This window comes from Pseudomonas sp. P1_F7 (assembly GCF_056405655.1).
This window is the reverse complement of sequence record NZ_JBFUBR010000002.1, coordinates 342,577-357,091: the sequence shown is the minus strand read 5'-3', so window position 1 is coordinate 357,091 and position 14,515 is coordinate 342,577. Positions and strand designations below refer to the sequence as shown.

Annotated in this window: 7 protein-coding genes; 4 read left to right on the top strand and 3 right to left on the bottom strand. The window is 61.1% G+C overall.

The annotated features are described in order from the left end of the window. The first annotated feature begins 16 nt into the window (after window positions 1-16). Complete coding sequence (locus AC1D1M_RS03220; protein WP_477774497.1) at window positions 17-2,401, top strand: efflux RND transporter permease subunit; 2,385 nt, start codon at window positions 17-19, stop codon at window positions 2,399-2,401. A gap of 66 nt (window positions 2,402-2,467) precedes the next feature. On the opposite strand, the gene AC1D1M_RS03215 is transcribed toward AC1D1M_RS03220, so the two are convergent. The 3 genes from AC1D1M_RS03215 to AC1D1M_RS03205 all read right to left on the bottom strand — a co-directional run bounded on the left by AC1D1M_RS03215 (window position 2,468) and on the right by AC1D1M_RS03205 (window position 10,136). Then, window positions 2,468-7,222: a dermonecrotic toxin domain-containing protein gene (locus tag AC1D1M_RS03215; protein WP_477774496.1), complete on the bottom strand. Its 4,755-nt coding sequence runs from the start codon at window positions 7,220-7,222 to the stop codon at window positions 2,468-2,470. A 278-nt stretch (window positions 7,223-7,500) separates the two neighbouring features. Further along, a complete protein-coding gene (locus tag AC1D1M_RS03210) occupies window positions 7,501-8,220 on the bottom strand; it encodes a FadR/GntR family transcriptional regulator (RefSeq protein WP_191628001.1) in 720 nt (239 codons plus the stop codon). Window positions 8,221-8,399: 179 nt separating this feature from the next. Beyond that, a complete protein-coding gene (locus AC1D1M_RS03205; RefSeq protein ID WP_477774495.1) occupies window positions 8,400-10,136 on the bottom strand; it encodes an IlvD/Edd family dehydratase in 1,737 nt (578 codons plus the stop codon). Window positions 10,137-10,330: 194 nt separating this feature from the next. On the opposite strand from AC1D1M_RS03205, the gene AC1D1M_RS03200 reads away from it, so the two are divergent. The 3 genes from AC1D1M_RS03200 (at window position 10,331) to AC1D1M_RS03190 (ending at window position 14,397) form a co-directional block, all read left to right on the top strand. Then, complete coding sequence (locus tag AC1D1M_RS03200; protein ID WP_477774494.1) at window positions 10,331-11,653, top strand: MFS transporter; 1,323 nt, start codon at window positions 10,331-10,333, stop codon at window positions 11,651-11,653. A gap of 160 nt (window positions 11,654-11,813) precedes the next feature. Then, window positions 11,814-12,806 (top strand): AraD1 family protein, encoded by a 993-nt coding sequence (gene araD1 / locus AC1D1M_RS03195; RefSeq protein ID WP_477774493.1) that lies wholly within the window; start codon window positions 11,814-11,816, stop codon window positions 12,804-12,806. A gap of 10 nt (window positions 12,807-12,816) precedes the next feature. Continuing rightward, entirely contained in the window at window positions 12,817-14,397 is a 1,581-nt protein-coding gene (locus AC1D1M_RS03190; RefSeq protein WP_477774492.1) for an aldehyde dehydrogenase (NADP(+)), read from the top strand. Window positions 14,398-14,515 lie beyond the last annotated feature (118 nt).

Sequence of the window (14,515 nt, the reverse complement as noted above, 5' to 3'; positions counted from 1 at the left end):
ATAACAAGGCGGACGTATGACATCTTTAAGTACTCATCACCAGGACAAGGCGACGTTCCTCGAGCGCCTGATCTTCAACAACCGCCCGGCAGTGATTACGATCTGCCTGCTGGTCAGTATTTTCCTGTTCTGGCAGGCGACGCTGATTCGTCCGTCCACCAGTTTCGAAAAAATGATCCCGCTGGAGCATCCCTTCATCCAGAAGATGATGGAGCACCGCAACGATCTGGCGAACCTCGGCAACACGGTACGGATCTCGGTGGAAGCCACCAATGGCGACATCTTCTCCAAGGAGTACATGGAGACCCTGCGTCAGATCAACGACGAGGTGTTCTACATCTCCGGTGTCGACCGTTCCGGCCTCAAGTCACTGTGGAGCCCGAGCGTTCGCTGGACCGAAGTGACGGAAGAGGGCTTCGCCGGCGGTGAAGTGATTCCGCAGAGCTACAACGGCTCCCAGGCCAGCCTCGACTTGCTGCGCAACAACGTGCTCAAGTCTGGTCAGGTCGGGCGGCTGGTGTCCAACGACTTCAAGTCGAGCATCGTCGACATTCCGTTGCTGGAGTCCTACCCGGACCCTCAAGACCAGGGCAAGCTGCTGGCGCTGGACTATCGCCAGTTCTCCCACGAGCTTGAAGACAAGATCCGCACCAAGTTCGAAGTACAGAACCCGAATGTGAAGATCCACATCGTCGGTTTCGCCAAGAAAGTCGGTGACCTGATCGATGGCCTGGTGATGGTGGTGATGTTCTTCGGTGTCGCCTTCGTCATCACCCTGATCCTCTTGCTGTGGTTCACCAACTGCCTGCGCAGTACCGTCGCCGTATTGAGTACAACGCTGGTGGCGGTGGTCTGGCAGTTGGGGTTGATGCACTTCTTCGGCTTCGGGCTCGATCCTTATTCGATGCTGGTGCCGTTCCTGATCTTCGCCATCGGTATTTCCCACGGCGTGCAAAAGATCAACGGGATCGCCCTGCAATCCAGTGAAGCGGACAACGCCCTGACGGCGGCGCGACGCACTTTCCGTCAATTGTTCCTGCCGGGGATGATTGCGATCCTCGCCGATGCCGTGGGTTTCATCACGCTGCTGATCATCGATATCGGCGTGATCCGTGAGCTGGCCATCGGCGCGTCCATCGGTGTGGCGGTAATCGTGTTCACCAACCTGATCCTGCTGCCGGTGGCGATTTCCTATGTCGGCATCAGCAAGCGTGCTGTCGAGCGCAGCAAGAAAGACGCGGTGCGCGAACACCCGTTCTGGCGTCTGCTGGCGAATTTCGCCAGCCCGAAAGTCGCACCGATTTCCGTTCTGCTGGCGCTGATCGCCTTTGGCGGCGGCCTCTGGTACAGCCAGAACCTGAAAATCGGCGACCTCGACCAGGGTGCCCCGGAGCTGCGTCCGGACTCGCGTTACAACAAGGACAACAACTTCATCATCAACAACTACTCGACCAGTTCCGACGTGTTGGTGGTGATGGTCAAGACCAAGTCCGAAGGGTGCTCGCGCTATGAAGCCATGGGGCCGATCGACGAGTTGATGTGGAAGATGCAGAACACCGAGGGCGTGCAGTCGGCAATTTCCCTGGTGACCGTGTCCAAGCAAATGATCAAGGGCATGAACGAGGGCAACCTGAAATGGGAAACCCTGTCGCGTAACCCTGATGTGCTGAACAACTCCATCGCCCGCGCTGACGGTCTGTACAACAACAGCTGCTCCCTGGCGCCGGTGCTGGTGTTCCTCAACGATCACAAAGCCGAGACCCTGGATCGCGCGGTACATGCGGTGCAGGCGTTCGCCAAGGAGAACAACAAGGAAGGCCTGGAGTTCATCCTCGCTGCCGGTAACGCCGGGATCGAGGCGGCCACCAATGAGGTGATCAAGAAGTCCGAGCTGACCATCCTGGTCCTGGTGTACATCTGTGTCGCGGTCATGTGCATGATCACCTTCCGCTCGTGGGCGGCGACCTTGTGCATCGTGCTGCCGCTGGTGCTGACCTCGGTACTCGGCAACGCCCTGATGGCCTTCATGGGCATCGGCGTGAAGGTCGCGACCCTGCCGGTCGTGGCGCTTGGGGTGGGTATCGGTGTGGACTACGGCATCTACATCTACAGCCGCCTGGAAAGCTTCCTGCGTGCCGGCCTGCCGCTGCAAGAGGCGTACTACCAGACGCTGAAGTCCACCGGCAAGGCCGTGCTGTTCACCGGTCTGTGCCTGGCCATTGGCGTGTGCACCTGGATCTTCTCGGCCATCAAGTTCCAGGCCGACATGGGTCTGATGCTGACCTTCATGCTGTTGTGGAACATGTTCGGTGCGCTGTGGCTGTTGCCTGCGCTGGCGCGGTTCCTGATCAAGCCGGAGAAACTGGCGGGGCAGAAGGGCAACTCGTTGTTCGCCCACTGATTGCGCGGTCGTGCTGACACCGAAAGCCGCTGCCTCGAAAAGGCGCGGCTTTCGGCGTTTCAGACGTTATTGATCAGGCACCAGATCCAGAAATAGCCTTTGGTCCCGTGGCGGGGTAATGGGGCTGTAGATGTCGCGGATGATCAATTTGTTGTCAGGCCCGGCCTGGGCGATCAGATCCTTGAGGGTCACGAAGCGATGTTCGGGACGCTTGAGGTGGGCAATCGTGTAAGTCGAAGGCGCGCTGTTCGCCTGGGCGTAGTGGAAATGGGCGTACCACAGCACCTTCACCGAATTCTTTTCCCGAATGGCGAACTCCGTCAGGTAGTCCTTGGCTGCCGTGCGTTTGAGCGCCTGCACAAGGCCGATGTCCACCGCCTGGCGGTCACGAAGGTACTCGATGCTTTCCTGCCGGGGGCGCTGCGCCTTGTATCCCTCGATGCAATGCTGCTGGCCTTTGAGCCGGGTGGCGGCGGCCGTGTTACGCAGTGATTCAAGTACCGCACTGATGCCCGGGTTGGCAGGGTGGGCCTGTTCCAGTTCGCTGGCCAGCGTTTCGATCCGTTTGGCTTGGTGTTCCAGCATATCGCTCCAGTCGCGGGGGTTGAGTTCATCCCGCCGTTGCGGATCACTGAGCTTTCTTTTCTGAAATTCGATCGAACGTTCAATGGCCGGGATTTCGTCGATCAGCCGCTGCCCCTCCGTGCGCAGCGCGGCAAACGAACGCGGTTGCGGTGTCGGGGTCGGCCGCACAGGTGTGGTGTCGACAATCTCGACCCATCCCTCATTGGGGTGCTCCATGAACCGACCACTGACCTGAAGGGTGACCGGGTTTCGAGTGACGATGGTCGGAAACGGCATGCCGGTGGTCGCCGGTTCCAGCTCTCCGACCAGGGCGCCGTTATCCCGCGACTTGAACACGCGCTTGGTTTTCGACGGTGCTTTCACGGCTTTGTAGGCGACGGGCAATGGCGGCAGAAATTCGTCCTCGCGCAACAGATCGGCCAGTTCCGTCTCGACACTGTCCCGTGCGATTTCCAGCCGCTCCATCAGCAGCGCCATGTAGCGTGGGCGGATCAACGGGGACTCAAGCTCCAGCAGTGAGGCGTTGATTTGCAGGCGCCTTTTGTAGTGCTTGATCAGGTTGATCAGGACGTCCTTGCGCTCCTGAGAGGTAAAACCATCCGTGGTCAGCAGATCCAGGTGGGAGTCTTCGAGCGCTGACATGGCGCCCAGACGATCTACATGAATCTTGAGGAAGTACTGTTCCTGCGGCGTTTTCGCCTCGACGGTGGTGTCAATGCTCAGGGTGTTGAGTACGTCGAGCGATTCAAGGATGGCATTGACCCGGTTGGCGAATCTGCGGTTTGGATGCCCCTTGAGGAACTTCAAGCGTTGCGCCGGCCCGGTCTTGAAGTTCTGCCCCAGCTCGGTCAGCGCTTCATCCAGTGCGATGATTGCCTGTGCATGTCGCTCGGAGGCGGCGAAGTTGGTCTCCAGAACGTCATACATGTACCGGGCGTCTTCGATGTCCCTGATGTTCTGCTGCAATTCGACCAGCGGCTCACCCTGTTCGGAAATGAAGCTGGCCAGGTAAAGGGACGCCAGTCGGTAGATCCTCAGTTCATGGGCTGTCAGGATCGCGAGGTACTCGTCGGTGGCTTTCTCCTCGTAGTCGAAACGGCTATCAACGTCCTTGAGTTGGCGATAGGCCTGGATCAAGTCGCGACGGGCCTGGATCAACTGATCGACGATGACCTGATCGCTTTCCTGCAACACCTGCATGTTCAACCGGGCCCGGGATCGCGCCGCGACCTTGAGCCGGTGGTCATCGATGAGGCCCCGGTCTTCGGGCGATGCACGAAGACGCGCACGAGCGGTTCCCAATTCGTTGTGGGCTCTTTCGTACAGCGTTTTTGCCGCATCCAGTTGCCGGTCAAGATCCCGCGCTTGTACGGCCAGCGGCGATACGGCCCCACCGATTCGGTTGACCTCATCGGTGGCTTGCTCGCGTTTCTTTTCTATTTCCGCCAGTTTGGCTTTGAGTCGGTTTTTAGGTCCACCGCCCTGTAGCTTCAAGCCTGGATCCAGCGACCATCTTCCTTGCCCGTCAGTCTTGAGCCTGAACCCGGGATGGAGCGGCTTTTGGGGATGAATGATGTAAACGTCGCCGACTCCCACAACGACATTGACCTTGAACAGCAGTCCTCCCAGCGAGGCATGCCATTGGTTGTCGATACGGTACAAGCCCTTGAGCGGCCCGATTTCAGCGGGGGCGGGAACAGGAACAGGCCAAGCGACATTCAGGTCGAGTAATGCATTCAACAGACGCCGGCTGGATGAGTCCCTGGCGGTGGAGTGGATGAAATCGACCTGTGTTTTGTCGGCGGCCGGGGGTTCGGCCGGCAAGCCGACCATGCCTTGCTCGATGACAGTCGTGAGTGGGGCGGCATCAAGGAAAGGTCGGCGCAGGTCGGCGAGTTTGAGGGGCGGTTCTACGGGGCGGAGCCTGGGCGCCGACGGTTCGGAAGGGTGGACCCGGGATGACGCATGCAACAGGATCAAACCAATGTTGAGCAGCAGATCGACCCAGGCCAATTCCCTGGCTGTCGGGTCATTGCTGTGCAGTGCAGTCACATCGTTTTTCAGGCTGGCGGTCAGTTGCAGCATCCAGCCGGCCACCATCGCCGGTCCACGAAGCAGAGGCAAAAGCACGGCGTTGAACAGTAACCAACCGCCCTCGCGCAGGATGGCCCAGCGGCTTTCGGCGTTGGAAACGGACTCTCTGTCAGACAAGTCGATGAGGGCCCGGGCGTTGCTGCCGTAGAGATACTGCGTCAGGTTTCCGGCGGCCAGTGCCTGTGCCAGCGAACCCGGTACTGCTTCGGTGTTAGAGTCTTGCCCCAATTGTGCCGGCTCGGGTTTTTCCCAGCGGACCGTGTCGTCTCCTGGGCCAAAGCGCAGAATGTGGGGGCTGTTAAACCCGTTATTGCTGTAGATCGGCCGGGCCTTGTCCGGCAACCAGTTCAGCACGCTGTCTTGCAGCGCGCCGGGTTGTGCAATGGCATTGAACAGCGCTTCACGGCTCGCGAACTGCTGCAATGAGTCCTGGTACACCGGTCGATACAGGATATGCGGCCCGATGGCGATGTCCCGCGGTTCAATGATGAACATGTTGTCGACCACATCGGCGGCGGCGCCGGTCTTGCGGATGAAGGACAGTGCGCGAACGACGATGTCCTGGCCGCCGACGACGCGCTCGGGTGCCTGGGTGTGCAAGACGGCCTTTATAAATCGGTATCCCTGGAAACTCAGTCCGTGCTCGCCGCGGATCGTGTGTTCCAGCGCCTGAAGTGGCAGCTGTACCTTGAGCGCCAGGCCAAACCGGATTTCGCGACGCTGCGATTCTCTGTTGTCATCGAGCAGCAGGGTTTTGAGGGTGTGCGGGTAACGTTCACCGATGTTCACCCGGCTGATCAGCCCTTCGGTGCTGCTGAACAGACCTTTTTCACCCAGGATATAGTCGGCGGTCAGCCACGACGGGACGGCTTTGCCGGTCTTGTCCGTGATGGTCATGCTGCCCGAGGGCGTGGCGCTGAGGTTCTGGATGGCCAGTTCGGTCAGCGTCATGGGGACGCGGGTGATGAAGCCGCTGCCCAGATCACCGGCCGCCACCCGGAAATTGAGCAGCAGATCGCCAGGTTCGCAATCGGAATCGGGATGGTCCAGGCGTATCTGATCACGCAAGGCGTTGTTGGTGAAATCATGCAGGTTTTCGATGCCGTCGAGGAAGGACTTGCCGCCTGTCAGTCGTTGCCATTGCGCCTGCTCGACCAGCAATTGACGATATTCGGCACGCTCGCTGTCGCTGGCGTCCTTGAGCCATTGGGGCAGGGTCGCGCGTATTTTTTCGACAGGTTGCTGGCCAGGCGCCGGAGCATGGCTGAAGTAAGGGGCCGGGTCGGTACTGGCCGCGAAGCGTTCTTCCAGTGCGCGAACACCCTGGTCGGCGGGAAGCCGGATGGCGTCCAGGTTCTCCAACTGGCGCTCCAGCAGCAACGCTGCCTGTGTATCGAAGATATTGCCATCGGGCTCAGAGCGCTTGATGACGACTTTGTCGGCGATGAACTGGCGCTGCGCCTCACGGCCCCAGGCCTGATTGAACGCTTCCATGCTCGGGTATGACTCCAGACGACCTGAAACACGGTACAAAAAGATCCGGCTTCCTTGCACCACGAGCAGGTCCGGCGCGGTGAAGGACGTGCTTTCGCCATTGCGGACCAAGCAGGTTTCCAGGCAATAGGCATGCACAAAGCCGTCAGGGTGGGGGATGGCCTGGCGCTCACGACGGTCGGGGTGTCGAGCCAGTTCGTAGAGTGCGGCCCGGTCATCTTTTTGAGCGGCGGGAAGAAGGCTTGCCGCACTGTTCAGACCGCTTGCCAGCAGGTCACCGAGCCATTGCCAGTGGCTGACCTTGGTGTCGTGCGCCTGGTTCCAGTAGGCCGTCAGGGCATCCTGAAACTGTGTGCCCAGGGTCAACGCCAATGACTGGATTTTTTCCTGGATAACGCCCATGTCGGGACGTTTTGGCCCTTGCGCTTCGTAGGTCAGACGCGAAGGAGCGTGGTTGGTGAGGAAGTGTACGCGTCCGTCAATTTCTGCCGTGAGATTCAGCGATGTGTTGTTGCCCAGATAGTCCAGGGCTACGTCGATCAATAGCTTGAGGTCCCATCCCCCCGTCCGGTTGGGTATGGCCAGCCGGGTGACATCCAGATCCAGGGCCAGAGGCGGGTAGTGCTCCAGGATACTGGCGTGAAGCATTTGTCCGGCGACCTGGCGCAATGTCGGTCGGCTGGCGAATCGACGGGCGACCGCTCGAGCGGGAGCGTCGCTGGTAGCGGGGCGTGTGGGTTGTCCCTGAGTCTCGGCTGGCGGGACGGCGGATTGATTCTGCATATCGGATACCGTTCTGTAGCGAAAGAAGTGTGGTTTCGCTGCCAGAATGGCGAGTTCGTCAGTGGCCCATGCGGTATCCCGCTACCACCTGAGCACTCGAAAAATGTGCCCGGTCGCGGCTTGGCGACTGACCGAGGTGCCGCTCAGGACAGTTCGGAACCCAGCACCACATTCAACGCACTGCGCGCATCATCGAGTTGCACCAGCGTCGCATGCCGCGCGCCGAGGGCGTCGCGGTTTTCGATGGCGGTCAGGATCGCCTTGTGCCGGGGCAGCGCCAGTTCATGCAGGTTCGGCCGCTGGTTGGAATGCTTCAAGGCTTCGGCGATGGCCACCGAGAGCATGTTGCACAAGTTGGCCAGCAAGTCGTTGTGCGTGGCATCGGCGATGCGACTGTGGAAGTCCAGGTCCGGCTGCAACAGCGCCTCCGGCGTCGGCGCGGCTTCCATGCGCTGGTAGGCTTCACCGATGGAGGCAATGTCCGCTTCCGTGGCGAATTGCGCGGCGAGGGCGGCGGCTGCCGGTTCGATGATGCTGCGTACACTGGTCAGCAGGTCAAAGAACTGATTCTGCGGACTGCTTTGCATCAACCAGTGCAGCACGTCCGGATCGAGCATGTGCCAGTCCTTGCGCGGCTTGACCACGGTGCCGACGCGCGGGCGGGAATACACCAGGCCCTTGGCGACCAGTACCCGGGTGGCTTCACGCAGCACCGGCCGGCTGACCGCATATTCTTCGCACAACAGCGCTTCGGCGGGCAGTTTGTCGTCCGGCAGGAAACGTCCCGAGACGATCTGCATGCCCAGTTCCTGGACGATGCGCGAGTGCATGCTTTTGCGGTCGGAGGGTTTGCGGTAATCCATGGGGAGCGGCGCGGTCCTGTGCGAATAGGTGTCGCGCATGATAGCAGGCGCGGACGGTAGGCGATCCAGCCCTTGAAAAGATCGCAGCCTTCGGCAGCTCCTACAGAGATCCGGTTCACCACAATGAATGTGTCTGACCTGAATCCCGTAGGAGCTGCCGGAGGCTGCGATCTTTTTTTTTAGTGGGAATGACGCGGCACTTCAGCCCCGCGGCAGCCGACCAGGAAGTCGAAGTCGCAACCCTGGTCCGCTTGCAGCACATGGTCGATATACAGCTGACGATACCCACCGACGATCAGGTTCTGTGGCGGTTGCAGATCGGCCATGCGCGCTGCCAGTTCGGCGTCCGGAATATCCAGGTGCAAACGGCCGCTGGCGCAATCGAGTTCGATCCAGTCTCCTTCTTTCACTGCGGCCAGCGGTCCGCCGGCAGCGGCTTCCGGGGCGACGTGCAGCACAACGGTGCCATATGCGGTGCCACTCATGCGCGCATCGGAAATACGCACCATGTCGGTCACACCCTGGGCCAGCAGCTTGGCCGGCAGGCCCATGTTGCCCACTTCGGCCATGCCCGGATAACCCTTCGGCCCGCAGTTCTTCATCACCAGGATCGAGTCGGTATCCACGTCCAGTTCCGGGTCGTTGATCCGCGCCTTGTACATGTCGAAGTTCTCGAACACCACCGCACGCCCACGATGCTGCATCAATTCGGGCGTGGCGGCGGACGGCTTGAGCACGGCGCCCAGCGGTGCCAGGTTGCCGCGCAAAACACAGATGCCGCCATCGGCGCGGATCGGGTTGTCGAGGGTGCGGATCACTTCGTCCTCGCCATAGATCGGCGCGTCTTTGGTGTTCTCGCCGATGGACTTGCCGTTGACGGTCAAGGCATTCGGGTTCGGGATCAGGTTGGCTTCACCGAGGCGACGCAGTACGGCTGGCAAACCACCGGCGTAATAGAACTCTTCCATCAGGAAGCGCCCGGACGGTTGCAGGTCGACGATGGTCGGCATGCCACGACCGATACGGGTCCAGTCATCCAGGTCCAGCTCCACGCCAATGCGCCCGGCGATGGCCTTCAGGTGGATCACTGCGTTGGTCGAACCGCCGATGGCGGCATTGACGCGAATGGCGTTTTCGAAGGCTTCCTTGGTCAGGATCTTCGACAGCTTCAAGTCTTCGCGCACCATCTCCACGGCACGCATGCCGGACATGTGTGCCAACACATAACGGCGCGCATCCACGGCCGGGATCGCCGCGTTGTGGGGCAGGGAAGTGCCCAGTGCTTCGGCCATGCAGGCCATTGTCGAGGCGGTGCCCATGGTGTTGCAGGTGCCGGCCGAGCGGGACATGCCGCCCTCGGCCGCGAGGAAGTCGTCGATGCTGATGGTGCCGGCCTTGACCTGTTCGCTGAGCTGCCAGACCACGGTGCCGGAGCCGATGTCCTTGCCCTTGTGCTTGCCGTTGAGCATCGGCCCGCCGGTGACGACGATGGCCGGCACGTCGCAACTGGCGGCGCCCATCAGCAAGGCCGGGGTGGTTTTGTCGCAACCGGTCAGCAGCACCACGCCATCAATCGGGTTACCGCGAATGGCTTCTTCGACATCCATGCTCGCCAGGTTGCGGGTGAGCATGGCGGTTGGGCGCAGGTTCGATTCGCCGTTGGAGAACACCGGGAACTCCACCGGAAAGCCACCGGCTTCGATCACCCCGCGTTTGACGTGCTCGGCAATCTGGCGGAAATGCGCGTTGCACGGGGTCAGTTCCGACCAGGTGTTGCAGATGCCGATGATCGGCTTGCCATGGAACTGGTGGTCGGCGATGCCCTGATTCTTCATCCAGCTGCGGTACATGAAGCCGTTCTTGTCGGCGGTGCCAAACCATTGGGCGGAGCGCAGAGTGGGTTTCTTATCAGACATGATCGGTTCTCTTATTGTATGACTATATCGTTCGGACTGAGGCGTAACATAAGCGCAAATTGTGTGCTTTGGAAGTGTTGTTGAGTAAATAGTATTACTATATAGTCCGCTCAAACGGAGGGATGGCCCTGGCGATTTTTTCGCGAGAGGCGTCCCCCGAGGTTCTATAACAACAACAATCGGAGACCGATCTCATGAGCCAGGAACTGCGGCTTATCCGTCGCATCACGCTGAAACTGATTCCCTTCCTGATCCTGCTGTACCTGATCGCCTATGTGGACCGCTCCGCGGTGGGCTTCGCCAAATTGCACATGGGCGCAGACATCGGCCTGGGCGATGCCGCCTACGGTCTTGGCGCCGGGCTGTTCTTCATCGGCTACTTCCTGCTGGAAATCCCCAGCAACCTGATGCTCGACCGCTTCGGCGCACGGCGCTGGTTCGCGCGGATCATGGTCACTTGGGGCGCCATCACCATCGGCATGGCCTTCGTCCAGGGGCCGAACAGCTTCTACGTGATGCGCTTTCTGCTCGGCGCCGCCGAAGCCGGGTTCTTCCCGGGCGTTCTGTACTACATCACCCAATGGTTCCCGGTGCGCCATCGCGGCAAGATCCTCGGGTTGTTCATCCTGTCGCAACCTATTGCGATGATGATCACCGGCCCGGTGTCCGGTGGCTTGCTGGGCATGGACGGCGTGTTGGGTCTGCACGGCTGGCAGTGGCTGTTCATCGTCATCGGCTGCCCGGCGATCCTGCTGACCTGGCCGGTGCTGCGCTACCTGCCGGACGGCCCGCAGCAAGTGAAGTGGATGGACCAGGCGGAAAAGGAATGGCTGAGCGGCGAGCTGAAAAAGGATCTGGATGCCTACGGCCAGACCCGTCATGGCAATCCGCTGCACGCCCTCAAGGACAAACGCGTCCTGCTGTTGGCACTGTTCTACCTGCCGGTGACCCTGAGCATCTACGGCCTGGGTTTGTGGCTGCCGACGCTGATCAAGCAGTTCGGCGGCAGCGACCTGGTGACCGGTTTCGTTTCCGCGGTGCCGTACATCTTCGGGATCATCGGCCTGCTGATCATTCCGCGCAGTTCCGACCGCTTGAATGACCGCTACGGCCACCTCGCCGTGCTTTACGTGCTGGGTGCGATTGGCCTGTTCCTCAGCGCCTGGCTGTCGGTGCCGGTGCTGCAACTGGCGGCTCTGTGCCTGGTGGCGTTCGCACTGTTCTCCTGCACGGCGGTGTTCTGGACCTTGCCGGGCCGCTTCTTCGCCGGCGCCAGTGCGGCGGCGGGGATCGCCTTGATCAACTCGGTGGGCAACCTCGGCGGCTACCTTGGTCCGTTCGTGATCGGCGCGTTGAAGGAGTACACCGGCAATCTTGCGTCCGGCTTGTATTTCCTTTCCGGGGTGATGGTGTTCGGCCTGATTCTGACTGGTGTCGTCTATCGCCTGCTGGAACGCAAACACGTCCTTCCAGCCGATGAGTTTGCGGCCAGTGCACGTGGGGCGTCCCGTACCTGATACGAAACAGGAAATCACCACGGACCCTGTGGGAGCGGGCTTGCCCGCGATAGCAATCTGTCAGGCACATCAATGTTGAATGTGCCGCCGTCATCGCGGGCAAGCCCGCTCCCACAGGGAGTTGTGTTTGCCCAGGTTCTGGGTTAACAGGAGAAAATTCATGCGTTTGGTTCAATTCGAATTGAGTAACGGCGAACGCCGTGTCGGTGTTGTCGAGGCAGGCCTGGTCCGTGAAGTGCAGGACGCGCGCACCGTTCGCGATCTGGCATTGGCGGCGATCGAGGCGGGCGCAAGCCTTGAGCAACAGGTACAAAGCCTGGGACTGGGCATCAGCCATGACTATGCCGAACTGCTGACGCAGCGACGCATCCTGCCGCCCCTGGACCATGCGGACCCGGCGCACATGCTGGTCAGCGGCACGGGCCTGACCCATCTGGGCAGTGCGTCGGCTCGGGACAAGATGCACCAGCAAAGTGGCGACGAAACCGCGATGACCGACACCATGCGCATCTTCAAATGGGGCGTGGAGGGCGGTAAGCCGGCGGCGGATGAAGCCGGTGTGCAACCGGAATGGTTCTACAAAGGCGATGGCAGCATCGTCGTCAGGCCGGGCCAGCCGTTCCCACTGCCGCCGTTTGCCGAAGATGCCGGCGAAGAGCCGGAGATCGCTGGCCTGTACGTGATCGGTCACGACGGCAAGCCGTATCGCCTGGGTTTTGCCGTGGGCAACGAGTTCTCCGACCACGTCATGGAACGCAAGAACTACCTGTATCTGGCCCACTCGAAACTGCGTAGCTGCAGCTATGGCCCGGAACTGCGGGTTGGCGAGTTGCCGCAACATCTGGCGGGCACCAGCCGCATCCTGCGCGACGGCGAAGTGCTGTGGCAGAACGAGTTTCTCAGTGGCGAGGCGAACATGTGCCACAGCCTCGCCAACCTCGAATTCCATCATTTCAAGTACAGCCAGTTCCTCCGTCCGGGGGACGTGCATATTCACTTCTTCGGCACGGCGACCCTGTCCTTTGCCGACGGCATTCGCACGCAACCGGGTGACGTGTTCGAGATCACCCAGGCCGAATTCGGCGCGCCATTGATCAACGGCATCTCACCGGTCGCAGCGGCTTTCGCGCCCGGCACTGTCGGCACACTTTGAGGAGTCACCCATGATCCGGATTCTTGGTCACAACTACATCGGCGGCCAACGCAGCGCCGCCGGCAGCGTCAAGTTGCAGAGTGTCGATGCGACGACGGGCGATGCCTTGTCCCACGATTTTCATCAGGCGACCCCACAGGAAGTCGATGCGGCGGCCAACGCGGCGGCGGCCGCGTACCCGGCCTATCGCAGCTTGAGTGCGGAGCGGCGGGCGCAGTTTCTCGAGGCCATTGCCGATGAACTGGATGCCCTCGGTGATGATTTTGTCGCGGTGGTCTGCCGCGAAACGGCGTTACCTGCAGGCCGGATTCAAGGCGAGCGCGGACGTACCAGCGGGCAGATGCGCCTGTTTGCCAAAGTCTTGCGTCGCGGTGATTTCTACGGTGCACGGATCGACCGGGCATTACCTGAGCGCCAACCGTTGCCGCGCCCGGATCTGCGTCAATACCGTATCGGCCTCGGGCCGGTGGCCGTGTTCGGTGCCAGCAACTTTCCGCTGGCGTTCTCCACCGCCGGCGGCGATACCGCCTCGGCACTGGCCGCCGGGTGCCCGGTGGTGTTCAAGGCCCACAGTGGGCACATGGCCACGGCCGAGCAGGTGGCCGATGCGATCATTCGCGCCGCCGAGAAAACCGGCATGCCGGCCGGCGTGTTCAACATGATCTATGGCGGGGGCGTCGGCGAGGCACTGGTCAAGCATCCGGCGATTCAGGCGGTGGGTTTCACCGGTTCGCTCAAGGGCGGTCGAGCCCTGTGCGACATGGCGGCGGCCCGTGCGCAACCGATTCCGGTGTTCGCCGAGATGTCGAGCATCAACCCGGTGATCGTCTTGCCCCAGGCGTTGCAGGCACGGGCCGACTCTATCGCCCGGGACCTCACGGCGTCGGTGGTTCAGGGCTGCGGCCAGTTCTGCACCAATCCGGGCCTGGTGATTGGCATTCGCTCGGCGTCATTGAGTGCCTTTGTGCAGCAAGTGGCCGGGTTGATGGGCGACCAGCCGGCGCAAACCATGCTCAATGCCGGAACCCTGAGCAGCTACGGCCAGGGCTTGCAAAAGCTCCTCGCGCATCCGGGGATCGAGCACCTGGCCGGTAATCCGCAGCAGGGCAATCAGGCGCAACCGCAGCTGTTCAAGGCCGATGTCAGCTTGCTGCTCGATGGCGATGAAGTGTTACAGGAGGAAGTGTTCGGTCCGACCACGGTAGTGGTTGAAGTGGCCGATCCTGCGCAACTGATGGCCGCCTTGAATGGCCTGCACGGCCAGTTGACCGCCACCGTCATAGGCGAGCCGGAAGACTTCGAACAGTTCGCCGGGCTGACGGCGTTGCTGGAACAGAAGGTCGGACGCATCCTGCTCAATGGCTATCCAACCGGTGTGGAGGTCTGCGATTCGATGGTCCACGGCGGGCCTTACCCGGCAACGTCCGATGCGCGCGGCACGTCGGTGGGTACACTGGCCATCGATCGTTTCCTGCGCCCGGTGTGCTTCCAGAACTACCCGGACAGCTTGCTGCCGGATGCGCTGAAGAACGGCAATCCGCAACGCATCCAGCGACTGGTGGATGGGCAGCCATCGCGCGAAGCCCTCTAACGGCTGACCACAACCCCTGTGGGAGCGGGCTTGCCCGCGATAGCGGCAGTCCAATCAATGCAGATGTTGACTGGGAGTGCGCCATCGCGAGCAAGCTCGCTCCCACAGGGAATGCGGT

Coding starts and splice junctions, on each gene's coding strand:
- AC1D1M_RS03215 (WP_477774496.1), bottom strand. CDS start 7,222: ATGCTTCACGCCAGTATCCTGGAGCACTACCCGCCTCTGGCCCTGGAT.
- AC1D1M_RS03205 (WP_477774495.1), bottom strand. CDS start 10,136: ATGTCTGATAAGAAACCCACTCTGCGCTCCGCCCAATGGTTTGGCACC.
- AC1D1M_RS03220 (WP_477774497.1), top strand. CDS start 17: ATGACATCTTTAAGTACTCATCACCAGGACAAGGCGACGTTCCTCGAG.
- araD1 (WP_477774493.1), top strand. CDS start 11,814: ATGCGTTTGGTTCAATTCGAATTGAGTAACGGCGAACGCCGTGTCGGT.
- AC1D1M_RS03200 (WP_477774494.1), top strand. CDS start 10,331: ATGAGCCAGGAACTGCGGCTTATCCGTCGCATCACGCTGAAACTGATT.
- AC1D1M_RS03190 (WP_477774492.1), top strand. CDS start 12,817: ATGATCCGGATTCTTGGTCACAACTACATCGGCGGCCAACGCAGCGCC.
- AC1D1M_RS03210 (WP_191628001.1), bottom strand. CDS start 8,220: ATGGATTACCGCAAACCCTCCGACCGCAAAAGCATGCACTCGCGCATC.